General features: G+C 39.3%; 25 protein-coding genes. 14 read left to right on the forward strand and 11 right to left on the reverse strand.

What is annotated here, in order from left to right; all coding sequences use genetic code 11:
- Nucleotides 1-3 precede the first annotated feature (3 nt).
- From BGM26_RS00800 to BGM26_RS00810, 3 genes are all read left to right on the forward strand, one after another.
- A complete protein-coding gene (locus BGM26_RS00800; RefSeq protein ID WP_217037833.1) occupies nucleotides 4-2079 on the forward strand; it encodes a hydantoinase/oxoprolinase family protein in 2076 nt (691 codons plus the stop codon).
- Nucleotides 2076-3800, forward strand: coding sequence for a hydantoinase B/oxoprolinase family protein (locus BGM26_RS00805; protein WP_217037834.1), 1725 nt, complete (start codon nucleotides 2076-2078; stop codon nucleotides 3798-3800). Before BGM26_RS00800 ends, BGM26_RS00805 begins: the two co-directional genes overlap by 4 nt.
- 233 nt (nucleotides 3801-4033) lie before the next feature.
- Nucleotides 4034-5401 carry an APC family permease gene (locus BGM26_RS00810; RefSeq protein WP_254118883.1) on the forward strand — a complete coding sequence of 456 codons (1368 nt, stop codon included), beginning with the start codon at nucleotides 4034-4036 and terminating at the stop codon, nucleotides 5399-5401.
- 122 nt (nucleotides 5402-5523) lie between these two features.
- Here BGM26_RS00810 and BGM26_RS00815 read toward each other — a convergent pair whose 3' ends face one another.
- From BGM26_RS00815 to BGM26_RS00830, 4 genes are all read right to left on the reverse strand, one after another.
- Entirely contained in the window at nucleotides 5524-6939 is a 1416-nt protein-coding gene (locus BGM26_RS00815) for a sodium:solute symporter family protein (RefSeq protein WP_217037835.1), read from the reverse strand.
- Between the two features lie 26 nt (nucleotides 6940-6965).
- Nucleotides 6966-7952 carry an agmatinase gene (gene speB / locus BGM26_RS00820; RefSeq protein ID WP_217037836.1) on the reverse strand — a complete coding sequence of 329 codons (987 nt, stop codon included), beginning with the start codon at nucleotides 7950-7952 and terminating at the stop codon, nucleotides 6966-6968.
- A gap of 161 nt (nucleotides 7953-8113) precedes the next feature.
- Nucleotides 8114-9511 carry a sigma-54 interaction domain-containing protein gene (locus BGM26_RS00825; RefSeq protein ID WP_217037837.1) on the reverse strand — a complete coding sequence of 466 codons (1398 nt, stop codon included), beginning with the start codon at nucleotides 9509-9511 and terminating at the stop codon, nucleotides 8114-8116.
- Nucleotides 9512-9837: 326 nt separating this feature from the next.
- Nucleotides 9838-10017 carry an H-type small acid-soluble spore protein gene (locus tag BGM26_RS00830; protein ID WP_217037838.1) on the reverse strand — a complete coding sequence of 60 codons (180 nt, stop codon included), beginning with the start codon at nucleotides 10015-10017 and terminating at the stop codon, nucleotides 9838-9840.
- Between the two features lie 682 nt (nucleotides 10018-10699).
- On the opposite strand from BGM26_RS00830, the gene BGM26_RS00835 reads away from it, so the two are divergent.
- From BGM26_RS00835 to BGM26_RS00860, 6 genes are all read left to right on the forward strand, one after another.
- Nucleotides 10700-11932, forward strand: a complete 1233-nt coding sequence (locus BGM26_RS00835) for an MFS transporter (protein ID WP_217037839.1) — start codon at nucleotides 10700-10702, stop codon at nucleotides 11930-11932.
- A gap of 522 nt (nucleotides 11933-12454) precedes the next feature.
- Nucleotides 12455-13243: a transporter substrate-binding domain-containing protein gene (locus tag BGM26_RS00840; RefSeq protein ID WP_217037840.1), complete on the forward strand. Its 789-nt coding sequence runs from the start codon at nucleotides 12455-12457 to the stop codon at nucleotides 13241-13243.
- Between the two features lie 13 nt (nucleotides 13244-13256).
- Nucleotides 13257-13913 carry an amino acid ABC transporter permease gene (locus tag BGM26_RS00845; RefSeq protein ID WP_217037841.1) on the forward strand — a complete coding sequence of 219 codons (657 nt, stop codon included), beginning with the start codon at nucleotides 13257-13259 and terminating at the stop codon, nucleotides 13911-13913.
- A 45-nt stretch (nucleotides 13914-13958) separates the two neighbouring features.
- A complete protein-coding gene (locus BGM26_RS00850) occupies nucleotides 13959-14681 on the forward strand; it encodes an amino acid ABC transporter ATP-binding protein (RefSeq protein WP_217040580.1) in 723 nt (240 codons plus the stop codon).
- A gap of 327 nt (nucleotides 14682-15008) precedes the next feature.
- A complete protein-coding gene (locus BGM26_RS00855) occupies nucleotides 15009-15866 on the forward strand; it encodes a MurR/RpiR family transcriptional regulator (RefSeq protein ID WP_217037842.1) in 858 nt (285 codons plus the stop codon).
- Between the two features lie 67 nt (nucleotides 15867-15933).
- Entirely contained in the window at nucleotides 15934-17073 is a 1140-nt protein-coding gene (locus tag BGM26_RS00860; RefSeq protein WP_217037843.1) for an amidohydrolase, read from the forward strand.
- Between the two features lie 165 nt (nucleotides 17074-17238).
- On the opposite strand, the gene BGM26_RS00865 is transcribed toward BGM26_RS00860, so the two are convergent.
- Entirely contained in the window at nucleotides 17239-17595 is a 357-nt protein-coding gene (locus BGM26_RS00865) for a hypothetical protein (protein WP_217037844.1), read from the reverse strand.
- A complete protein-coding gene (locus tag BGM26_RS00870; RefSeq protein WP_217037845.1) occupies nucleotides 17586-17966 on the reverse strand; it encodes a class I SAM-dependent methyltransferase in 381 nt (126 codons plus the stop codon). Before BGM26_RS00870 ends, BGM26_RS00865 begins: the two co-directional genes overlap by 10 nt.
- Before the next feature lie 362 nt (nucleotides 17967-18328).
- Between BGM26_RS00870 and BGM26_RS00875 the strand changes: the two genes are divergently transcribed.
- A complete protein-coding gene (locus BGM26_RS00875) occupies nucleotides 18329-19270 on the forward strand; it encodes a COX15/CtaA family protein (protein ID WP_217037846.1) in 942 nt (313 codons plus the stop codon).
- A gap of 73 nt (nucleotides 19271-19343) precedes the next feature.
- Here the strand turns inward: BGM26_RS00875 and BGM26_RS00880 are convergent, their stop codons facing one another.
- The 4 genes from BGM26_RS00880 to BGM26_RS00895 form a co-directional block, all read right to left on the reverse strand.
- Complete coding sequence (locus BGM26_RS00880) at nucleotides 19344-19538, reverse strand: alpha/beta-type small acid-soluble spore protein (RefSeq protein WP_217037847.1); 195 nt, start codon at nucleotides 19536-19538, stop codon at nucleotides 19344-19346.
- Between the two features lie 80 nt (nucleotides 19539-19618).
- Nucleotides 19619-19876 (reverse strand): hypothetical protein, encoded by a 258-nt coding sequence (locus BGM26_RS00885; protein ID WP_217037848.1) that lies wholly within the window; start codon nucleotides 19874-19876, stop codon nucleotides 19619-19621.
- A 39-nt stretch (nucleotides 19877-19915) separates the two neighbouring features.
- On the reverse strand, nucleotides 19916-20080 hold the full coding sequence (locus BGM26_RS00890; protein WP_217037849.1) for a hypothetical protein: 165 nt from the start codon (nucleotides 20078-20080) through the stop codon (nucleotides 19916-19918).
- Between the two features lie 179 nt (nucleotides 20081-20259).
- The gene (locus BGM26_RS00895) at nucleotides 20260-20496 is read right to left on the reverse strand and encodes a helix-turn-helix domain-containing protein (protein WP_217037850.1); all 237 of its coding nucleotides are present in this window, start codon (nucleotides 20494-20496) and stop codon (nucleotides 20260-20262) included.
- 198 nt (nucleotides 20497-20694) lie between these two features.
- Here BGM26_RS00895 and BGM26_RS00900 point away from each other — a divergent pair, with 198 nt between their 5' ends.
- Together BGM26_RS00900 and BGM26_RS00905 are read left to right on the forward strand one after the other, a co-directional pair.
- On the forward strand, nucleotides 20695-21429 hold the full coding sequence (locus BGM26_RS00900; protein ID WP_217037851.1) for a protein-glutamine gamma-glutamyltransferase: 735 nt from the start codon (nucleotides 20695-20697) through the stop codon (nucleotides 21427-21429).
- 281 nt (nucleotides 21430-21710) lie between these two features.
- Nucleotides 21711-21929, forward strand: a complete 219-nt coding sequence (locus tag BGM26_RS00905) for a hypothetical protein (RefSeq protein WP_217040581.1) — start codon at nucleotides 21711-21713, stop codon at nucleotides 21927-21929.
- 55 nt (nucleotides 21930-21984) lie between these two features.
- Here the strand turns inward: BGM26_RS00905 and BGM26_RS00910 are convergent, their stop codons facing one another.
- On the reverse strand, nucleotides 21985-22287 hold the full coding sequence (locus BGM26_RS00910) for a hypothetical protein (RefSeq protein WP_217037852.1): 303 nt from the start codon (nucleotides 22285-22287) through the stop codon (nucleotides 21985-21987).
- 203 nt (nucleotides 22288-22490) lie between these two features.
- Between BGM26_RS00910 and BGM26_RS21625 the strand changes: the two genes are divergently transcribed.
- The gene (locus tag BGM26_RS21625) at nucleotides 22491-22613 is read left to right on the forward strand and encodes a hypothetical protein (protein WP_302053208.1); all 123 of its coding nucleotides are present in this window, start codon (nucleotides 22491-22493) and stop codon (nucleotides 22611-22613) included.
- A gap of 2 nt (nucleotides 22614-22615) precedes the next feature.
- Nucleotides 22616-23140: an NfeD family protein gene (locus BGM26_RS00915; protein ID WP_217037853.1), complete on the forward strand. Its 525-nt coding sequence runs from the start codon at nucleotides 22616-22618 to the stop codon at nucleotides 23138-23140.
- The last annotated feature ends 5 nt before the right edge of the window (nucleotides 23141-23145 follow it).

The following is a 23145-nucleotide window of genomic DNA, read 5'->3' on the forward strand; positions in this document are numbered from 1 at the left end:
AAGATGAACTCAATTGAACTACTAAATAATGTACGCGTTGGAATTGACACTGGTGGAACTTTTACAGACTGTGTTTTATGGAAAGATGAAAAGCCGCTAATCGTTATTAAGGTTCCTTCAACTCCGTCAAATCCAGCAGAGGCAATAATGAACGGGCTAGAGCGTCTTTGCGATATTGCGGGAATTCAAGTTCAAAACGTTAGGCTTTTAGCACACGGGACAACAGTTGCAACAAATGCGATGCTACAGGAGCAGTGGGCAAAGGTAGGACTTATTACAACAAAAGGTTTTCGAGATGTTTTAGAGATCGGCACACAAATGCGCCCAGAGCTTTATGGGCTTCAGCAGCGAAAGTCTGCCCCAATTGTCCCTCGTAATCTTCGAATGGAAGTAGCAGAGCGGATAGATCCAGAAGGAAGGGTAGTTGAAAAGATTAATAGGGAAGAAGTACAGGAAGTAATCAAGGAAATAATCGCAGGTGAAATAGAAAGTCTTGCAGTCTCCTTCCTATTTTCTTATGCGAACCCAGAACATGAAGCGGCTATTCGTGAGGCGGCAGCAGAACTTGCTCCTGATCTTTACCTATGTATTTCCTCTGAAGTAAGTCCTGAGTTTCGCGAGTATCCGCGTACATCCACAACTGTAATTAACGCAGCATTGGCACCAGTTGTGCGCCGGTATATTCGAAATCTCCGTCAAGAATTAGACGTAAAGGGAATAGGAAATAAATTAAATATCATGCAGTCAAATGGTGGAATTGTTTCCGGGGAGGAGGCAGAAATGTCCTCCCATAACCTTATCCTAAGTGGGCCGGCTGCTGGGATGGTTGCTGCAGCGGAAATTGCTCAGAAGTCTAATTTTCCGAATGCCCTGACTTTCGATATGGGGGGGACGAGTTCTGATATTGGAATCATTATCGATGGTAAACCTCAGGTCGTTCAAGGGACTACAGTGAACAATACGTATCCGTTACAAGTCCCAACTGTTGATATTCATACGATTGGAGCGGGTGGAGGTAGTATTGGCTGGAAAGATCAGGGCGGTGCATTAAAGGTTGGTCCTAAGAGTGCGGGTGCTGTTCCCGGGCCAGCTTGTTATGGGCTAGGTGGTGTTGATCCTACTGTGACAGACGCGAATCTTTTTCTTGGTCGCCTAGATCCGGAAAACTATCTCGGCGGTGAATTTACGGTTTATCCCGACCTCTCATTTGAATCATTAAAAAAGCTTGCTAATGAGCTAGATCTTGATGTGGAACGAGTAGCTTCCGGAATTTTAGAAGTGGCTAATGCGAATATGGCAGGGGCCCTTCGTGTAGTATCTAGCCGTCGCGGGTACGATCCAAGGGACTTTGCGCTGATAGCCTATGGCGGTGCCGGTCCACTGCATGCAACAGCACTCGCTCGAGAGCTTGGAATTAAACGGGTGATTATCCCTGCCTCACCAGGTGTTCTATGCGCTAAAGGCCTGCTACTAAGCGATGTCCGCCATGATTTTACACATACTGAAGTTGTATCAATAGAGTATGCTGATTTAGTAAAACTAGAAGAAAGTTTCATAGAACTTGAAAATCGCGGGATAAATCGCCTTGATAAAGAAGGAGTTCCATCTAACAAGATACGTTTAAAACGGACGCTAGATATTCGTTACAAAGGGCAGGAGTACTATTTAAACATTCCGATCGACGGAAGGATCACTCCTCAACAACTTAAAGAAGTGACCGATTTGTTTCACGAAGTTCATAGAAGTACTTACGGCCATGCCGCAACAAATGAACCTGTTGAAATTGTAAATTTACGATTATCTGCGATTGGAGAAATTGACCGGTTAGAAAATGAGCAGTGTTTTGAAGCGATGGATCTGAATTCAATCATGCCTACGAACTATCGGTCAGTGTTTTTTAATGGATATGGATGGATGGACACACCTATTTATCGCCGTGAAGATTTCAATTTAAATACTAGGATTGAAGGACCAGCAATCATCGTCCAAATGGATACGACCGTCATTATAGAGCCGAAACAAAACGTAACAACTGATGAACAAGGAAATCTAATTGTATTATTGGAGGGGATCGAATGATTAATCAAATTCAGACTTCAATAAATAAGTCGCGGTCAGATCAAGAAATTGACGCAATTACACTTGAGGTTGTTTATAGCAGTTTGCTTTCTGCTGCAGATGAGATGAGTGGTGTACTTGGTCGAAGTGCGTATTCGCCAATCATTCGTGAGATGATTGATTATTCATGTGGGATTTTTGATGCGACAGGGAATCTAATTGCACAGGCAGAAAACATTCCAGCCCACCTTGGTTCGATGGGTACGGCGCTGCGTGATCTTTTCAATGATTTTCCTTTAGATTCATTTAAACCTGGGGATGCATACTTAGTGAATGATCCTTACCGTGGCGGGCAGCACACACCTGACCTGCATGTATTTACACCAGCTTTCTATGAGGGGGAACTTATTGGAATATGTGGAACGATTGCACACCATGCGGATATGGGTGGAAAAAACCCTGGTACTGAAGGGTTTGATAACCGGTCGATTTTTGAGGAGGGACTTCGGATCCCACCTGTAAGGCTTGCCACAGCAGATGGAATAAATGAGGCAGTCACAACGATCATTGCTGGAAATGTTCGCGAGCCTAAAGCCACAATGGGGGACCTGCGTGCCCAAATTGCTGCTTGTCGTTTTGGCGAAGGACGTTTGAAGGAACTGGCGAAACGATATGGAATTAGCATTTTAACGGAAGTAATGAAAAAATCCATGGATTACTCCGAATTACGCATGAGGACAGAGTTAGCTAGAATGATGGATGCGGAGACGACTGTTAGCGGATGGCTTGATGATGATGGTATTGGGGGAGCCCCCGTAGAAATCCGAGTGAGGGTTGTTAAGAGGGGGAAAGAAATTGAAATTGACTTTACAGGTACGAGTGAGCAAATGGCAGGAGGGATGAATGTTCCGCCAGCGGCAGCCACTTCAGCGGTTCTATATGCAATAAAGTGTGTAGTTGATCCCGGAACACCGCAAAATCAAGGGTGTTTTCGCCCAATAAAAGTAGTGCTACCTGAAGGAAGTCTTGTTAATCCTCACTTTCCGGCAGCTGTAAGTTTACGTCATCTCGCTGTTCAGCGAATAGCTGATACGATCTTAAGAGGACTTTCTGAGTTATATCCGAACCGAACGGCTGCAGGAACATTTGTCGGCTTCTCAAGTTTAGCTATTGACAGTTGGCATCCTGTGAATAAAACCCCAAGGGTCATTCAAGATGATCTTGGTGGAGGAATGGGTGCTCACGCTAACGGTGATGGCATTGACGCAGTTGATACCCACTGTGGAAATGTTGCTATTTTGCCTGCTGAGGTATGTGAGCTATCCTATCAAATTCGTGTTCGCTCAACGGAACTAATCCCTGATTCAGGTGGACCAGGACAATGGCGTGGTGGGCTGGGGATTAGACGGGAGTATGAAATTCTTGAACAGCCGCATCAAGGATTAGTTTATACTGAACAAACCAACCCAAACTTTGCCCCTTGGGGATTAGAGGGAGGCGGTACGGGTACAGCAGCAAAGATAAGACATGTTAACAGTGCCGGGCAAGAGGTAGAAATGTGTAAAGGCTATTTTCGAGCGCTCCCGGGTGATCGTATTATTATAGAAACATCAGGCGGCGGTGGTTACGGCGATCCAAATTCTCGTGACTTACAGCTAATCTTAAAAGATATACGTGAAGGCAAAGTAAGTATTAAAGCTGCAGAAAGCATTTATGGGGCTGTTGTTAGAGGGATATTATAAATTCTAAGGGTAATCATGTTAATGATTCATCATCTATTTATAAAAAGGTTAAAGCTAAAATCACAACTAACCGGTTTCAAAGGCTAAAAAATGGTAGAGGTAGGTGGCGACGATTTCCCAGCACCTACCTCCACCAAGAAACGGCGGTTTATCACTCTAAAAATCTAGACAAATCTTGATTCATAAATGACCTAGTATCACAGAATAATTGAATATAAGGAGGGGCTAGATCTATGGAGAGTGTAGCAAGGAAGAACCAAGAAGTGATGACTGGTGAGATAGATACTACTTTAGAGGAATTTGGATATAAACAGGAGTTAAAACGGTCTCTAACCTTCTGGGATTTATTAATTTACGGCTTATGTTTAATGGTGCCGATTGCTCCATTCGCTATATATGGTTATGTGGCACAGGCTGCAAGTGGAATGGTTGCACTTGCCTACCTAATTGGAATGATTGGAATGATTTTTACAGCTTTAAGTTATGCACGAATGTCAGAAGCCTTCCCGATCGCTGGATCCGTTTATTCGTATGCTCAGCATGGGATTAACGAACTTGTTGGATTTTTTGCCGGATGGATTTTCCTTTTAGATTACATTTTTGTACCGACATTAATTTATTTGGTTGCAGCGGCGGCTCTGAGTGGTGTTGTTCCAGGTGTTCCGATGGTTGCTTGGATCGTATTTTTTATTGCGATTAATACGGTTTTGAATATAGTTGGTGTAAAGATTACAACGACAGCGCTTAGAATTATATTATTTCTAACAATGGCTGTATTACTAATTTTTGTAATATTCGGAATTATGGCGGTTGCGAATGGTGTAAATGGCGCTGAGTTTTCAATTAAACCATTATATGATTCTGAACACTTTAGCATGGGCCTAGTAATGGGAGCTGTTTCAATTGCCGTCTTAAGCTTTTTAGGATTCGATGCTGTTTCTACACTTTCAGAGGAATCTAAGGGAGAAAGAAAAGCAATCGGAAAGGCAATTATTTTCTCTTTACTTGCGGTGGGGGCTTTATTCATTACACAAACTTGGATTGCTGCACTTATTTACCCCGATTTTAATGGGTTTTCAAATGTAGACACAGCCTTTTATGAAGTTGCAGGGTTAGCTGGTGGAGCTTGGTTAAAGTGGACGACTGCTGTAACTGTTGCGATCGCCTTCGGTGTTGCCGATGCCATGATCTTCCAAGCAGCAATATCACGTCTATTATTCAGCATGGCCAGGGATAAGAAATTACCATCATTTTTTGCAAAGGTACATCCAAAATATAAGACACCTTATACAAGCACCATAATTGTAGCGATTATTTCTTTAGTAGTTGCTACGCTATTTTCAACCCAGATGGATAACTTAACTTCAATCGTTAACTTTGGAGCCTTAACTGGATTTATGCTACTTCATATTTCAGTCATTAATTATTTCATTCGTAAAAAGAAGAGTAAAGATTATCTAAATCATCTCTTTTTTCCTATTGTTGGATTGATTATTATTGGCTACGTATGGATTAGCTTAGCCCCGTTGGCCAAACTTATTGGCGGGATTTGGATTGTAATAGGTGCTGTGTATATGGCCTTTTTGAAACTTAAAAAATGATAGAAAGATTACTATAAACAACGGATAGTAAATTAAATGAGCTTGGAGAAGTATTCCAAGCTCATTTTTGATGTGAATGTATTGGTGAATATTTTGCGATTTTGCTTGTGTATTAAGGTATTTTACTGCTTTATACTTTCAGAATTCATACCGATTTTATTTTTTATTTCACGATTTGAAGTCATGTATGAAGTAACAACCATCACGATGAAACTAGTAGCTATGCCGTACACGATAGGATTTGTTGATGAAATGCCTTCAATAGCAAGACCAGCCAAGATAACAATTGTACTTGCAATAATGGAGTAAAAAGCGGCTCTAGCTGTCGCTCTCTTCCAGAAAAATCCGAAAATGACAGGGACGAATATACCACCTGACAATAATGAATAAGCAACATCTAGTGCGACTAGTACATCTTGAATCCATAAAGCGAATATCATCGTCAATATACCTACAACCGTTGTTACAATCCTTGAAATCATCAAATATTGTCGGTCGGAACAATCTTTATAGAAAAATTGCTTAATAATATCGTTAGAAATTAAGGTGGAAGATGCAAGTAATGTGCCTGAAGCAGTAGACATTAAAGCCGATAAAACTGCTGCTACTACTAAACCTAACACTCCAGTTGGCAGAATCGCGATTGCCATGCTAGCAAATGTATTTTGTGTTGCTCCTAGATTCGGCAAAACAATGAATGCACACATCCCGATTATGCTGGCAGCTACGCCGTAAAATATGCTGTAGATACCAGCTGCGAAAGTACCTGATCTTGCAATTTTAAGGCTTTTTGCGGTGGAAATACGTTGCCAAATATCCTGTGCCACAACCATACCAAGGGCGAATAATAAGAAGAATTGGAAAATTTGCCCTGCACCAATACCAGAAAGATCAAAGTGAGCATTCGGCAGATTTGTTTGCAAAGCTACCCAGCCCCCCGCATTTGAAAGACTCAGTGGTAGCATAATTAGAAAAATTCCGACCGTCATAATGACAAATTGAACAATATCTGTCATAGTAACCGACCACATTCCGCCGAGGATCGTATAAAATAATACAATACCTCCCCCGACGAGCATGGATACTTTTAAATCCCAGCCAAGTATTACATTTAAAATCGTTCCCATCCCAATAACTTGTGTAACAGACACCATCATAGCGTAAACAGCTGCAACCAGTGCACTCACGAGCCCTGCTTCTACACTGAATCGTTTGCTGAGGTACTCACTGATTGTCATTACGTTTTCGTTCGAAATGCGCTTAGCAAGAAAAATACCAAGCAGCATAATGCCTAATCCTAGCATTACGACGAGCCACATACCTGAAATACCAAATTCATAGCCAAGCTTTGTTGTACCGATTGTTGATGCCCCCCCAAGAATAACGGCACCAAGACAGCCAAAGTACATGAAAAATCCTAAATTTCTACCTGCCAGCACGTAGTCTTCCGACGTTTTAGCTTTTCTTGAACCAATAATGCCAACAACAACTAGCATCAAAAAGTAACCTATCATGATAACGACATCAAGAGTATTCATTTACTTCCCCCTTCTTCTAAATTTATTTACCCTCTTGTTAATTCTTGCTCCTGCAGACTACTAACTTTTCCAAGTTGACGACGCTTTTTCAAAGCAGTCAAAGTAATCATTTCATATATAACGGAAGAAGCGAGAACAGCTGTAATTTCATTTGCATCATAAGTTGGCAGTACTTCTACGAGATCAAACCCAACTACATTCAACCCATCAAGTCCCCTTACATACTCCAACGCTTCATAACTTGTTGGTCCCCCTACTTCAGGCGTCCCTGTTCCTGGTGCATATGCCGGATCGACAAAATCAATATCGTAAGAAACAAAAACTGGTCGATCTTTTGCCCGCTCATGAATGCGCTCCATCACTTTTTCAAAACCAATTTTTCGGGCTTCTTTCATGGGGATGACTTCAAATCCTAATTTTCGTGCATCTTCAATATCATCTGGGCTGTACAGTGGCCCTCTCATTCCAACTTGAATGGAGTGATCGACATCGATTAACCCTTCTTCGACGGCACGGCGGAAAGGAGTCCCATGCATGTACTTTTCACCATAATAGTTATCCCATGTGTCGCCGTGTGAATCAAAATGTACTAAAGAAACAGGTCCGTATTTTTTGTGAAAAGCCCGCAAGTTCCCCAGGGAAATGGAGTGATCCCCACCCATAATGACAGGTGTAATATCCTTTTCTAGAAGGGGTTCTAATCCTTTCACAATATTGTCGTACGTACGGTGAATGTTTCCGGGGATAACGTCAATATCACCATAATCAACACCGGAACAGTATTCAAAAATATTAATGTCCATGTCAGGGTTATACGGACGAAGCAGAACAGAAAAATCACGGATATGCTGTGGGCCAAGCCGCTGTCCTGTCCGGTTAGATGCGGCTGTGTCAAAAGGTACTCCAAGAACAACAAAGTCTACATTGTCAGTCGTTTGGATTTGTTCTAATCTCATGAATGTGCGTACCCCGCAAAAACGCGGAGATTTAGATGAATCTTTTGGTTGATACATATAAATTTCCTCCTATGTAAATGAAATATAAATATTTTTTTATAATTATTGCAAAAATTGTGCCAACTCGTTTTGACACAGAAATGCCATTTTTTTAAAAAATCCAATTCATTTTTGCATGAAAAGGAGGAATTTTAATGCAAAAATGACTCATCATGCAATTATGAATTAATTTTATACTTATGTAGCTTCCTAACTACGCTTGATTGACTAATGCCCAGATATTCTGCCATTTCGTATGTTGTTTTATATTGTCTATAGGCTCTTTTCAACCAGCGCATCTCCACTTCCACTAAAGCTTCTTGCAAATTCATTCCCTTTTCCGTCAATTTTTCCATCGTACCTTCATGCTTATTTATATGTGAGTTGAGTGCTGTGTAAAAAGGAAGAGAGTGTGGATAAATAATCCGGCTCTCTGTTGTGACGACAAGCCGCTCCACTAAGTTTTCTAATTCCCGTACATTCCCGGGCCATTCATAAAGAAGCAATTCATTAATAGTTGTTACATGAAACACCTTATCTGTAATATACTTCTTGTTGAATTTTTTTAAAAAATAATCACTTAGCATTAGCACATCATCATTTCGTTCTCTTAATGGCGGAATGGTAATTGGAACTACATTAAGGCGATAAAAAAGATCTTGTCGAAATTTGCCATCCTTCACCATTTCCTCTAAATTTTGATTGGTGGAAGCAATAAGGCGAAAATCGATGCTTTTCGAACGGGTGCTGCCAATTCTCATCACTTTTTTTTCCTGAATGACTTTTAAAAGCTTTGCCTGAAGTGCGAGTGGCAGTTCTCCTACTTCATCAAGAAAAAGAGTGCCTCCATTAGCAAGTTCAATTAATCCTGGTTTGCCTTCTTTGTTGGCTCCAGTAAACGCACCGCTTTCATAGCCAAACATTTCTGATTCGAAAAGTGTTTCCGGAATCGCCCCGCAATTTACTTCAATAAACACTTCATGCTGTCTCTGACTGCCGCCATGAACGGCACGGGCGAAGACGTTTTTTCCGACTCCCGATTCACCCAGAAAAACAACTGTGGCATCTGACTTTGCTACACGCTGAATAAGTTGCCATGCATGCCGAATCTCTTTACTCTTCAGCACCACTTCATCAAAATTCTGCTCCTTTTCTCTCAAATCTTTGATCTCAGATTGGTAATACTCCATTTTTGTTCTTAGTTCTTCGTAATCTACCTTCAAGTTCTCAATTTCCGTTAAATCATGTGAAAAGCTAATAACACGAATCATTTCCCCATTTTCGTCAAATAAAGGTAAAGCAGTTGCCATCACAATGCGACCAGTTGATGTGTATTGCATCAATTGTACTTTTTTGCGACTGCTCAGCACTTTTTTCGTGATTGATGGTGAAAAAATATTTCTCCGTTCCAATTCATCAACCGTTAATCCAATCAAATCATCTGCACTCATCCCGTAAATGGTTAAACAACTTGGACTCGCCTGAAGTACCTTTCCACACCCATCCGTAATAACAATATTATTGACATCTAAAATGGCCATTAACTCCAAATCGCGAATATCTTCCTTGTTCTTCATGAACTTCCACTCCTTAGATTTTAGAATATTCTTTCTATTAATATAGCATAATTAAGTAGGCGGTATCAGCGCCTGTCTGTTGATATGGAGGAATATACTAGTTCAAAAAGTGCGGTCTTATGTTTAAATAACCATACTTAATAGAACAAACAATTTAGCGACCAATTATACAAAAGACATTCAATTCTAGAAGATCCTTTTAAGTGAAAAAAACAATTAATACAAACAGAAAGGAATAATAATTCTATAGAGTCAGGTCCCTAAAAACGAATGTATATACTCGGAAATAAATTAGCCACCCTTTTTATTTAAGAGTGGCCAATTTATTAATCTTCTTCTAGCTCTGAGATTTCCACATTTGATCTTTCCTCAAGAGGACCCCGTAAATGGACTGTTGCCGTTCTGCCATCTTCATTTAATTGATCGATCCAAACAGAAGTACCATTGTATTTTACGTCTATTTCCGCTGGTGAAGAAAGAATTTGTTTCACTCGATTCACATCCATGCGATTCACTCCTTGTCATTTGTCATTATATTTTTTGAAAGAAGGTAAATTTTATGCTCGAAATTTAATAAATGCCAATAATCCCCCTACTGGAGTAATTCCTATCTGAAAATACCAACTACAATTGTTCTAAATTACCCGCTGCTCCTTTCAGAAACCTACCACTTTCCCACAATATTTTATATTAGAGAAGATAAAGATCATTTCCTTTGAAGTGCCAGATTCGAATTCTATGCGTTTGATTTAAGTGCCTTCATGGTACATTGGAGAAAATATTCGCAGAAAGTTAATGTTCAAAAACCATCAAGAACTACCATGGCTGAAGATGCTTCTGCCGCTGATTATCGGAAGAAAAATCAGGACAGCGAACTATTGGCTGAATTGTAGGAATGAGCGATGAACGTCGAACAAGTAAGAGGATAGAAAAACATCTATGTAATCAACCTTAATCCATTCAAGTATAAGGTACCATTCAAAGTGATCGATCCAAACGTGTCATATGATACGATATTGGTTCGAATTTTTTATTTTTTGGTTATCCTAAAAGAGAAGCCGGAAACGAACCGGGCGTTTATGTTCCCGTAAGTCTGTATAAACATTGGGATGAATTGCCTAAAAAAAACTGACGTTTAATAAAAATCTCCTTGTTTTTTCTACTGTATCCGTCTATAGTAAACTAGTAATGACAACTGTCAAGACAATGGAGGTAAACACCGTGGCAGAAAAAACAATTTCTCAGAAAAAGCTGCTTGGCATCGCAGGGCTCGGTTGGATGTTCGATGCAATGGATGTCGGCATGCTTTCGTTTATTATCGTAGCACTTAAAGCGGATTGGGGTTTGACACCGGAACAGATGGGCTGGATCGGCAGTGTTAACTCAATCGGGATGGCCGTTGGTGCGCTCTTTTTTGGGTTGTGGGCAGATCGAATTGGCAGAAAGAATATTTTTATTATTACATTGCTCTTGTTTTCACTTGCAAGCGGATTTTCTGCATTGACAACAACACTTGCTGCATTTCTTATATTGCGCTTCTTCGTCGGTATGGGGCTAGGTGGGGAATTGCCTGTCGCCTCTACACTCGTTTCGGAAAGTGTGCCTGCTAAAGAACGCGGACGCGTTGTAGTTCTACTTGAAAGCTTTTGGGCGTTTGGCTGGTTGATTGCTGCACTTATTTCATACTTTGTGATTCCATCATTTGGCTGGCAAATCGCACTTATACTTAGTGCACTTCCTGCTTTTTATGCAATTTACTTGCGTCTTAACCTGCCGGATTCACCGGCGTTTTCACCAAAGAAAGTAGAAAAACGAACGATTGGACAAAACGTGCGTGAAGTCTGGTCGAAAAAATATTCCCGCTCCACCTTCGTACTTTGGATAGTCTGGTTCACTGTCGTTTTTTCGTATTACGGAATGTTCTTATGGCTGCCGAGTGTCATGGTCATGAAAGGGTTCAGTATGATCCAAAGTTTCGAATATGTGCTGATCATGACTCTTGCTCAGCTCCCAGGTTATTTTACCGCTGCGTGGCTTATTGAACGAATGGGACGAAAATTTGTGCTTGTCACCTATTTACTAGGTACCGCTGGTTCGGCACTTGTATTCGGGAACGCCGAAACGACTGCTGTACTTATCGGCTCCGGCATTTTATTGTCGTTCTTCAACCTCGGAGCATGGGGTGCGTTGTATGCTTACACACCTGAACAATATCCAGCCGTTATCCGCGGAACTGGCGCCGGAATGGCTGCATCCATCGGAAGGGTAGGAGGTATCCTTGGACCACTTCTCGTTGGCTCACTTGTTGCTGCAGGTTATTCAATTGGTTTCATTTTTGGTCTATTTTGTGCGAGCATTGTTGTCGGTGTTATCACACTTGCTTTCTTAGGCAGGGAAACACGTCAAATCGAACTCACATAGAAAAGAAAGACAGCTCAGAAAGCGGTACTGCCCGCTTACTGAGCTTTTTTTACGCATTTTTTGATGCTAACTGCTCACTGTTTGTTTTAGATAAATACATGAAAAATCATAACCCCCAAAAACACAAATGCCATTATATAATGAAATCTTCTTCTTTTTCCCGAGGCTTTCCATCTTCGCAATAATCCGCTGAATAACAGAATGGTCAGGATACCGGTCGGGCATTGAGACCCTTAACGAAAAGACTCACTTTATGAGTCCGATACCGGGCAATAATGAATATATTTTTATATTGCTTAATCTATAAAAGTAAATTTTTAAAAATCGTTTCAAAATTTCAAATTAATAGAGTATAATTAACTTAAATAAAGGAATTTATGCAATAATTTAAAAAATGAGAAGTATTTCCTGCATCTTAGTAAAAGGCAATGGATACTCTTGTCTGGTAAGAAAATCTTTACAAGTCTGCTAGATTAGGAAGCTTCATCAAGTAACAAAAATTAGAAAAAGAGGGGTATCAATATGAAAAAGTTTATGCTTGGCGTATGTATGATCGTTCTTGTCCTTATTACGGCGGCGTGCGGCGGTAACAAAGAAGGTGGCGATTCAGCCGGGGGGGCAACACTTAAGGCTATTAAAAGCAAGGGCGTAATTCAAATTGCAATGGAAGGAGCTTATCCTCCATATAACTTCATCAACGAAAGTAATCAATTAGAAGGCTTTGATGTGGACATCGCACAGGAAATAGCAAAAAGATTAGATGTGAAAGCTGAACTTTTACCAATCCCATGGGATAGTATGATTCCTGCATTAACAGGCAAGAAATTTGATATTATCGTGTCTGATATGGCTATTACAGAAGAAAGAAAGAAGAAAGTCGATTTTAGCAACCCGTATTTCACTACTGGAAACCAGTTGTTTGTTCCACAAGATTCTGCTATAAAAGTGCCAGAAGATATGAAGGGGAAAAAAATAGGTGTAACGATTTCAACGACCGCTGCAGAAATGGTTACAGAGCATGAAGCGGACGTAAAATTATACAAGAATGATTTCCTCGCATTTGAGGACTTGATTAATGGTCGCCTTGATGGTGTTTCAACAGATCAAGGTGTTGGTGCCAAGATTATTCTTGAAAGAAACTATACACTTCTAGCAGTTGACGGTCTATTGAACACTGAGGAAGCGGGGATAACAATCCGTAAAGAAGATACTGACCTTCGTGAAGAAATCAATAAGATCATTGCAGATATGCAAAACGACGGAACCTATGAAGAAATTAGCAAAAAATGGTTCGGAAAAGACATCCGATAAGGAGATATAAATGATGTTAGACTTTTCTCTTGTCAAAAAATATATTCCATTTCTTCTCGAGGCATCTGTTACTACGCTGGAGATCGCGATCCTTTCATTAATATTAGGATTAGTTCTGGGAATTATAATCGTTGTTATGAAAATTTCGAAGTTTAAACCATTGTCTTTGTTTGCAGACTTTTACATTTGGACTCTACGAGGGACACCCCTTTTAGTCCAACTATTCTTAGTCTACTTTGGACTTCCGCAAATCGGTATAGAATTGAGCCCATTCGTTGCCTCTGTATGCGCACTTGGAATTAATGCGGGAGCATATATTGCCGAAATATTGAGGGGAGGAATATTGTCCATCCCTAAGGGGCAAATGGAAGCAGCTCAGTCCTTGGGATTGAGCTATCCAACCATTATGAGAAGAATTATTCTTCCACAGGCATTAAGAGTAAGTATACCGGCTATTGGCAACGAATCGATTACTTTACTTAAAGATTCATCTCTTGCTTCCCTTGTAACCGTATCGGAATTGATGATGACTTCACAGAGGTTTGCATCGACAAATTATGCATTTATCGAATTCTATATTACCGCTGCTATTTTTTATTTATTCATGACAACGATTTTCACATTTGTCTTAAGGAAGGTAGAATTTAGAATGTCTATGAGTGAGCGTTAAGGGGGAAAGATTGTGTCAAAAACAGTGAAGGATCAGCATAATCCTATTATTGAGATTGAAAATGTTCATAAAAGTTTTAACGAGCTGGAAGTTTTAAAGGGCATTGATTTACAAGTTTTTCCTGGAGAGGTAGTCGCTCTTATTGGCTCCAGCGGTTCAGGGAAAAGCACACTCCTTCGCTGCCTGAATGGACTCGAAACCTTATCTAGTGGGCGAATTATGATTGACGGAACGGATTTAAACTATTCGGCGCGAAGTATTCAGCAAATTCGCCGTGAAGTGGGTATGGTGTTTCAACAGTTTAACTTATTTCCCCACTTGACAGTATTAGAAAATATTATTGAAGCCCCTATCCGGGCTTTAAAGAAAAATAAGAATGAAGCAGTTGAAAATGCATTATCCCTACTAGATAAAGTGGGCCTTAGAGATAAAAAGGATGTTTATCCACGAAAGCTTTCCGGAGGACAACAGCAGCGAGTAGCGATTGCTCGAGCATTGGCGATGAGTCCCAAAATTATGCTGTTTGACGAGCCTACTTCTGCACTTGACCCTGAACTGGTAAGTGAAGTTCTCGCTGTTATGAAGACATTGGCTGAGGAAGGAATGACAATGCTCGTTGTGACTCACGAGATGTTGTTTGCTAAAGAAGTCGCCGACAGGGTGATTTATATGTGTGATGGTGTGATTGAAGAGCAAGGGTCACCTGTTCATCTTTTTAGCAATCCAAAAAGTGAGCGATTAAAAAGTTTTCTAAAAAGGGTTATCTAAACAAGGTTTTCAGGGAAGATACTGTTATTAAAGAAGAATTAAAAAAGAAAGCTCAAAAGGCGGCATTGTCCTTCTATTGGGCTTTTCCTTTTTCTTCTTTTCAACAGTAATATTGTCTTGATCTTCGGCCGGTATTTATATAAATACATGTAAAATAGGAAAAAATTCAAATGTCATTAGTATAACTCATCTTCTCTTCCGCAAGGCTTTTCTTTAAAGTCTTATATTTGGATATTTAGAATTATAGGAATAATCTTGAGTATGAAGTAAGTGCTTTATAATGTTAGTTATGAAGTTTTCCCTTCTTTATTTCCGAAAGGAGATCATATGAACCAAAATACATTAACCCGAATCATTAAAGAAAACTTTTCTTCTTTATCTGCAGGTCAGAAAAAAGTGGCTGAATTTTACATGAAGCACATGGATGATATGTTATTACTTACTGCTTTTCAAGTTGGTCGAAAGGTTGGAGTAAGTGAAACGACCGTTATTCGGCTAGCATATGCGTTAGGTTTTAGCGGTTATTCCCAAATGCAGGAGGTGGTTCGCCGAGAGTGGTTATCAAACAAACAGCCTGTAGTAGGTGTGAGTAACCCATCACAACAAGAAGATGTTGAGGAAGAACAATTATTCAATAAAGTCGTTGATAAAGAACGATTAATATTGGAGCAATTATTGCAACAATTAAATGCGAAAGAGACATGGGATGCAGTGGATGAAATTATTCAGGCAGACCGAGTCTATATTGGCGGTTTTGGCAGTTCTTATGCCGCCGCTTATTGGTTTTATTTCACATTAAAGCAGCAGAGAGAAAATGTGTTAATCTCCAGTCCAACCGGTTTTTTACCAGAGGATTTATGTGATTTAACAGAGAAATCTGTTGCTGTGATTTTTTCCTATCCTCGCTATAGAAAAGAGACTATTAAGCTAGTAAACTTAGCAAAAAAGCAAAAAACTCGAATTGTTGTGATTACGAATAGACAATTGTCACCAGTCGGCCAACTTGCAGATATCACATTAACGACCGAAGAACTGATGGAATCAGGCGATCACTCGATTGCTTCCGTTGTTAGCTTGCTTGAGGTCATCATTGCAGGTATACAGCACCGGGATCATAAAAGAATCAGCAAGCGTCAGCAAAAATTGGAGCACTTGTACACAGGCCAAGAGTTATTTCTAGAATAATTGTAAATAAGATTAATAATCATTCTAATATCTACAAATAGTGAATGATTAAGGGAGGTACAATTAATTGAAGAAGGACCCTATTAGCTATATCAATCAACAGCGAGAATTTATTTTTCAAACATATCAAGAGCTTCATCAGCTTGCTGAACCTAGCTGGGAAGAGGAAAAAACCTCTAATTATATTCGGAAGCTGCTTGTAAATGCCGGGTTAAAGGTGCAAACATTTGAAGGACATTTTGGTTTGATCGCAGAGATCGAAGGCGATAACTCGGAAGTGATTGCGCTACGTGCAGATATGGATGCCTTAGTTCAGGAAGTAGACGGAGTGGTACGGCCGAACCATTCATGCGGACATGATGCCCATAGTACGATGGTGTTGGCTGTGGCGCTTGCATTAGTGAAATCACAGCAAACACTTAAACATACGGTTCGATTTATTTTCCAGCCCGCGGAAGAAAAGGCGGAGGGTGCGCTGAAGATGATGGAAGAAGGGGCCATGAGGAATGTAAAGTTTCTTGGTGGGATTCATTTGCGCCCGGCAATTGAAATCCCTTTTAATAGGGCTGCACCGGCTATTCTCCATGGGTCTACGGTAAGTTTAAAAGGGATTATTAAAGGGTTGCAGGCACATGCGGCAAGGCCTGAACAAGGGAATAACCCGATTGAGGCAGCGGCCTTTTTAATTCAGGCGATACGTCAGATCCGTTTGCGTGATGATCATCATTATTCTATAAAAATAACGGAGCTGCATGGCGGTGTAGCGGCGAATTTAATTCCGGAAACAGTAAACTTTACATTCGATTTAAGAGCAGAAACGAATGAAACGATGGATAAGTTAATCGAGAAAGCCCAGCATACGATTCAAAAAATCGCCGAACTTACAGAAACAGAAATTGAATCAAGCCTAGTGGAATTTTCACCGGCTGCCATAAAGAATTCAAAAGCGATGGAACTTGGCAAGCGGGCAATCATTTCCGTTCTCGGAAAAGAGAATTTTGAACCAGTATGTAATTCACCGGGTGCGGAGGATTTCCATTTCTATACATTAAAGAACCCGGAAATCACAGCTACAATGATTGGATTAGGCTGCGATCTGGCGCCTGGTCTTCATCATCCGAAGATGACATTTAACCATGAAGCATTGATATATGGAACACAAATCTTAACGAAGCTAATATTGGAAGCTGATCAAAAACAATGGTAGCATCGTCATCTTACTTTAGTGAGATCGTGAGGCAACTTTGAAATAGCTAGACATCAGAGTAAAACCAAACTGATGTTAAATTCACTTTATTCAAAGTGGAAATTCCCCTGTCAATTTAAGTGGCAGGGGAATTTTCATTGTGTCCGGTATTACGGGAACCAACCATTATTTATGAGCAACACCGATTAAGGCCGGAGAGTCGGGCGTATATTCAGCTCCTTTAAAATCACCGAATAACTGAACTTGCTTAAAACCAGCTAATTTTAGACCTTCATTAAGCTCATCTGAAACGAATGGATACAATTCGACACTATTCGTGAAAGTCTGTGTTTCGGTGGGGGAATTGACCGAAAGTATTCCATTGAATTTGATTTTATCCTCGAAATGGTCATACGTTCTCTTAAAACTAATTCCCTTGTCCGGCAAATCAATAACTGGCAATTCTGTGATATTCTGTTGAAGGATGCGATCATAATTGACAGTTTGAATAATGAAAACGCCATCCTCAGCTATTACATCCATATTTTATATAGGGTCTTCTTTATTTCTTCATATGATTTTAAATGAACAATGGAGTTTCCAATACAAATGGCAGTATCAAAGGATTGGTCATTAAAATGATCGATGTCCCTCATATCTAATTGCAAGGACGATAAATCCACTTGATAATCCACCCGTTTTTGTTCTATTTGGCCGATCATTTTTTTATCTAGGTCAATGGCTGTTACTTTATATCCAGCCTTTGCTAATTCAATCGCTTGGTTACCAGCGCCAGCTGCAATATCGAGTAATTTGATTTTATTTTTTGTAAATGTTTTTATAAAATTCATTTGTACAGGATTACTAGGAAAAAGATCATCATAATATTGGCTTAGTACTTTATAAAATGTCATCTCTAAACCATCCTTTCTTTTATGCCAATTCAGTCGATCCCTAATTAAATATGTCTCTGAAATGACCCTTCAGCCGTAGCTAGAAATGTATTGTTGATTATAATAACCGCTTACCATTCAATAAATAATTTAACATGAAAATATATTTTGTATGTGATAAAAATCATGAATAGTAGGTAAAATGGATTTCTTATGGCAAGAAACATTGCCAAGGCAAGATACTTGATAAAAATGGGCTATTTTGTGATTCAAATCACCGAGATATTGTTTGTTTATTGATAATATAGTTTCAATATTAATACTAACGGAATAATCGGAATATTATATCTCGCGAAAGTTTTCCTTTTAAGGAGGCAAATGTATTGAAAATAAACCACTTGGCATTCGTAACGATCATGATTACATACGCTTTAATTGTATTTGGAGGTTATGTAGCTACGTCCAATTCAGGAATGGGATGTGGTCCCGAATGGCCCTTATGTAATGGAGAAGTTGTTCCTGTATTAAAAGGGGATACGCTAATTGAATTTGCACATCGAGTGATCGGGGCGATTCTAGGTTTAGTGGCTATTCTTTTATTTATTAAAATATTACGTGCAGAAGTTGATACTACCACTCGGTCTGTAGCATGGGGCATGATTTCTTTGCTTATTGGCCAGGTGCTTTTAGGAGCAGTCGTTGTTGTTCTAGATTTGCCGGTTACGGTCGTTTCAATTCATTTATTAATTGCAATGGTTTTCTTGGCCTGTGTGATTTGGATTTGGAGAAAGTTTTCGCTGGAGGAAACCGGATATGCCATTCATTCCTATCACTCTACTGTTAATGAAGGCAAACGCAAAACGATCGTTTTTCACCTTAACGTTATTATTCTTCTATTATTCTTAACACTCGCTTTTGGGGCTTATATTAAGCATGAGAATTACGGTTTGGCTTGCGGGTGGCTTGATTGCCAGTCGTCTTTCTTTCCCGTTACAATTCCCGAAATTCTTCAAACCATTCATCGAAGTTTAGCCGTAGCTTCGGCCATCTATATCTTGCTGCTTATGTTTTGGGCATTTTCAAAAAAATGGGGTGTACCTATCCAAAGACGATTTATGGTTATGGCAATGATCGTATTCGTTCAAATGTTGATTGGGTTAGTCACAGTAGGAACACTTATTGATATTCCGTGGGCAGTGCTCCACTTAGCTGTTGGTACTGTATTATTTGCTTTTGTTTATGAAGCTAGAGTATACATAGGTTTAGATAAAGCTAGTATGCAAATTCAAGGATTTTTAAATGAAAATAAGCAATTTGACCGGTAAAAATCACTTTGTTTTGCGAAAGGGCCATTGGAAAAGAGACCCCTAAAAAGGGTCTCTTCGAAAAAAATCAACATTACTGCCCCTGTTGATTCTTCAGTTGTTGTTGTCCCATGGCAACAAGTCGCTTAGTCATTTCGCCGCCGACAGAACCATTTGCACGTGCGGTCGTATCAGCACCAAGTTGAACTCCAAACTCTCCCGCAATCTCTTCTTTCATTTGATCCAATACATTTTCAGCACCGGGAACTAAAAGTTTGTTTCTTGCCATGATACATCACTCCCACCACGATTATTTGAGCAATTGTTAAATTGCTCGTGTTTAACTTAACCGATATGGGGGCGCTTGATTCATCGATTGGCATTTGCGCTTTTGGTTTTATATCCCATTTTACATAGAATCAAATTCGCCATGGCGTATTTGCGCCCAATTTTCACCTTAGCTTGCTCGATAAATTTCTTTAAAAAATCTAAAGGCTCGCCGAGGTGAACTTTATTCAGCCGGCGTTTGAACCCCCACTGAATTGGATACCTATTTGCATTCATCTCGCCACTTATATCGTTTAGAGTTTTATGCTGAATAAAGTTAAACATAAATAGAGAAGGCATTTGCCATCCCTGCTCGAATGCTTTATGTTTTCAATGTAATTAGTTGTTGTTATTTTCATTATTGTTTTTTTTATTACTACAGTTGTTGTTCATAAAATCTTGTGCATCGTTTTCAGCTGCGAACTCAACGTTTGCATTTAAATCGTTTAATTCATTGTTGTTATTGTTATCTTTATTACGATTTTTGTTATTATCGTTATTCATTTTTGTTTCACCTCCACCCACATTAACATATCCATTCATATGAAACTTATTCAAAATAATAAAGGAAGGTTTATTATTTTAATGAGTATAGTTAAAGGGAGTGAGGAATAAAAATAATTTGTTGGATAACTAAACGGCTTGGTTCAATAGCTAGACTTGCTAAATTTGGATAGCATCCCTCACATAAACGGAGGGACCCCTTTACTGATTTCAGAAACGACAGATGCAATGGATTCAAGCTGTTGATCGTCCAAATCGAAAGCTGTTTTAATCTTATCCTCTAGAGCTGAAGTCACCCTTCTTTTACCGACTTCTACTAAAGCGATAAGTGAAAAACTGCAACTGACAATCTTGGCAAAATCGCGTTGCGTCATATTATAGCTTTCGCGCAGGAATTTAATAATTTCTTTATTCATTGTCTCACCTATTCCGATATTGGCCTATTTTTTATATAAATTATCATTTACATAGGACCTTTGTCAAAGTAAATTGCTTTTATCCAGTAAAGTTGAAAGTAAGAAAGGCCGAATGATTATATTCAACTTAAATTTGGAACCCTCCAGCCTACCAACCCATAAGGTAAAATAAGATCCTTTTTGGGGGAGGGGAACAAGGTGATTGTTATCACCAATTATGAGCCAATACCAAATATTAACCGTTTTCAAGGAGTGCAGCGGGAAATCTTTCTTGCGTTAGAGAATAGTCCTTTCCCACATCAATACGAATCTCTTCATGTATTGCTATTCGACATCCAATTAAGAGAAAATATTATTAAAGCGGCAAGATTGCTTAATGGAAGTCAGGCAAAATTTGCGCCATTTACAACTTCCAAATTTAATCCGCAAGTTTGGACGAAAATCATATATGGCTATTTGTTGAATCCATACGTTTTACCTTCAGATTCAATTAGGGATATTTTCAAAAATAGCAAGGAGTATGCATTTGAATGCTCGACAGCGATTATAATCATATATTATAAAGCGGTTCTAGATTCGATTCCTACAAGCTATTTCAATACATTATTCCAGAGATTATTAGTCTGGGATTGGAACTATGATCATGATTTGGGGATAATTACGAAGGAAGGCAGGGATTTCATTCCGGGTGATGTCGTCTATTTCTATAATCCTGATTATGGTCATCCGGTATGGAGAGGAGAAAATGCTGTCTATTTAGGAGGCGGGCTGTATTTTGGCCATGGGATTGGGATTCAAACAGAAGAAGGCATGGTAAAAGCCCTTAATACATTGAGACGACCATATTCAACTCAAAATGCTTACTTAATATCTCAGCATAGCAGGTTAGACGCTCACTATTTGTCTCGATTCGCAAAACCGTTGTTCGTTTGATAAAAACATGCGAGAGCGTCTGTTTAAACTTAGTAGGTAAATATTGGTCGGCCTACTTTACTGCACCGGTTATTCCTTCGTCATTAGGCTTGTTCAAGTAAGCGCACCGATAATTTATTAGTTTTGAAAAATAATGTTTTGTCTTTTATTAAGAAAATATGATCAAGCCTTCTTATCTTTTCTTAGGTTAATCACCCAAGAAATTAGATGGTCATTTGCATATCATTAAATTGGGTACTAAACCAAAAAAGGAAAATATGAGGAGGCTGGAAATTTTGGATATGAATGTATTGCCCTATTCCATAAATCCAATGGATGAGAGAATTAGATCATTTGGCTTCGGTGGATTCGGCAGACCGTTCTTTGGAGGTTTTGGATTTGGTTTGCCATTTTTATTAGGAGGATTGGCCTTGGGTTCAGTCCTTGGCGGCGGGTTTGGTTATGGTTATGGTTATCCATTTTACCCTCCATTTGCTTATCCGTTTTATCCTTTCTATTGATTTCTTGGAAAAGCTCTGCATCATGAGGTACAGAGCTTTCATAATTGTAAGTCTCTTAATCCCATTCCTCTATAAGCACGATTCCGCCTGTTAAATCGACCGTATTTCTATCGCCTTTGTAATATAGCTTTCCATCCTCATTTACAATTAAGTTTTCATAGGTAAACACTTGATCTCCAGATGGGAGCTTGATAATGATTTTCTGACCCAAGTCTTTTTTAGGGGCTTCGATTTTTATCAGGCTTTTAGAATAGAAATATAATGCTGTAATGGCTGAAATACAGAAGAGAAACAGGATTAATAAACTTTTTGAAAACCATTGTTTCGGTTGAACAAGGTGCCTCTCGGATCTACTCATTTCCCGACAATACCTCCATATCCACTTTTAACCGCTAATTTCTAACACTTGAACATGGTATGCTTGAAAAGTGGCAGTGATGACAGAAATGGGCCGTGAATTATTCCTTGAATATTCCTTTCCTGAATTTTGAAACATTTCCATTTTCCATCCGTATATAATGTATGCTGGAAATATGGGACACGGTAAAGGAGGGGATGATATTGAAATTTAAGAGTCTGAATGAAAAGGATCAGCGAGATGATGTTCCAAACGAAAGTATTTTAGATTTAACAAAAATGAAGATGATGAGGGAAATAGCCTTACATCTGGATAGGACTGCATAACGATGGAATTATTCGGTTTGCACATTGAAACGATTTATTTATACACACTGATTATTTCCGGCATTTTAATCATCCTTTATTTATTTTTTGGCGATGTCATGGAAGGAATTTCAGAAGCAACTGGGGTAATTAATCCTGTTCTGGTACTCGCATTTTTAACCTTTATGTCTGCAATTGGGTACTTACTGGAATTACTTACTTCCATGCAAAGTGTATTAATCATGGTAATCGCTGCAGTAGCGTCATTAATTTTGGACACACTGCTGAATGTATTTGTACTTATTCCATTAGCAAATGCGGAAGAATCGCTTGTTTACACAGAGGAATCATTAAAAGGACGAATAGGCACTGTAATCATTCCGATCCCTGAAAATGGTTTTGGTGAAGTCCTAATTGAAAACATTAGTGGAAGAATTTCGAAGCCTGCTACTAGTTTTGATGATAGTATAATAGAAGAAGGAAAAAGAGTTCTTATCATCGATGTGAAAAATGGGGCTCTTTATGTAGTTGCCCATGATGAATTTTAGATTGG

Source organism: Bacillus sp. FJAT-29790 (genome assembly GCF_019039215.1).
Taxonomy (GTDB): domain Bacteria; phylum Bacillota; class Bacilli; order Bacillales; family Cytobacillaceae; genus Cytobacillus.

What these genes read in the sequence shown, in the direction of transcription:
- BGM26_RS00865 (WP_217037844.1), bottom strand. Translation starts at nt 17,595, where the DNA reads ATGGATGTAATAGCTGAGGATGGCGTTTTCATTATTCAAACTGTCAAT.
- BGM26_RS00810 (WP_254118883.1), top strand. Translation starts at nt 4,034, where the DNA reads ATGGAGAGTGTAGCAAGGAAGAACCAAGAAGTGATGACTGGTGAGATA.
- BGM26_RS00805 (WP_217037834.1), top strand. Translation starts at nt 2,076, where the DNA reads ATGATTAATCAAATTCAGACTTCAATAAATAAGTCGCGGTCAGATCAA.
- BGM26_RS00915 (WP_217037853.1), top strand. Translation starts at nt 22,616, where the DNA reads ATGGAATTATTCGGTTTGCACATTGAAACGATTTATTTATACACACTG.
- BGM26_RS00815 (WP_217037835.1), bottom strand. Translation starts at nt 6,939, where the DNA reads ATGAATACTCTTGATGTCGTTATCATGATAGGTTACTTTTTGATGCTA.
- BGM26_RS00910 (WP_217037852.1), bottom strand. Translation starts at nt 22,287, where the DNA reads ATGAGTAGATCCGAGAGGCACCTTGTTCAACCGAAACAATGGTTTTCA.
- BGM26_RS00835 (WP_217037839.1), top strand. Translation starts at nt 10,700, where the DNA reads ATGACAACTGTCAAGACAATGGAGGTAAACACCGTGGCAGAAAAAACA.
- BGM26_RS00830 (WP_217037838.1), bottom strand. Translation starts at nt 10,017, where the DNA reads ATGGATGTGAATCGAGTGAAACAAATTCTTTCTTCACCAGCGGAAATA.
- BGM26_RS00880 (WP_217037847.1), bottom strand. Translation starts at nt 19,538, where the DNA reads ATGGCAAGAAACAAACTTTTAGTTCCCGGTGCTGAAAATGTATTGGAT.
- BGM26_RS00855 (WP_217037842.1), top strand. Translation starts at nt 15,009, where the DNA reads ATGAACCAAAATACATTAACCCGAATCATTAAAGAAAACTTTTCTTCT.
- BGM26_RS00845 (WP_217037841.1), top strand. Translation starts at nt 13,257, where the DNA reads ATGTTAGACTTTTCTCTTGTCAAAAAATATATTCCATTTCTTCTCGAG.
- BGM26_RS00840 (WP_217037840.1), top strand. Translation starts at nt 12,455, where the DNA reads ATGAAAAAGTTTATGCTTGGCGTATGTATGATCGTTCTTGTCCTTATT.
- BGM26_RS00895 (WP_217037850.1), bottom strand. Translation starts at nt 20,496, where the DNA reads ATGAATAAAGAAATTATTAAATTCCTGCGCGAAAGCTATAATATGACG.
- speB (WP_217037836.1), bottom strand. Translation starts at nt 7,952, where the DNA reads ATGTATCAACCAAAAGATTCATCTAAATCTCCGCGTTTTTGCGGGGTA.
- BGM26_RS00885 (WP_217037848.1), bottom strand. Translation starts at nt 19,876, where the DNA reads ATGCCTTCTCTATTTATGTTTAACTTTATTCAGCATAAAACTCTAAAC.
- BGM26_RS00800 (WP_217037833.1), top strand. Translation starts at nt 4, where the DNA reads ATGAACTCAATTGAACTACTAAATAATGTACGCGTTGGAATTGACACT.
- BGM26_RS00870 (WP_217037845.1), bottom strand. Translation starts at nt 17,966, where the DNA reads ATGACATTTTATAAAGTACTAAGCCAATATTATGATGATCTTTTTCCT.
- BGM26_RS00825 (WP_217037837.1), bottom strand. Translation starts at nt 9,511, where the DNA reads ATGAAGAACAAGGAAGATATTCGCGATTTGGAGTTAATGGCCATTTTA.
- BGM26_RS00890 (WP_217037849.1), bottom strand. Translation starts at nt 20,080, where the DNA reads ATGAATAACGATAATAACAAAAATCGTAATAAAGATAACAATAACAAC.
- BGM26_RS00905 (WP_217040581.1), top strand. Translation starts at nt 21,711, where the DNA reads ATGAATGTATTGCCCTATTCCATAAATCCAATGGATGAGAGAATTAGA.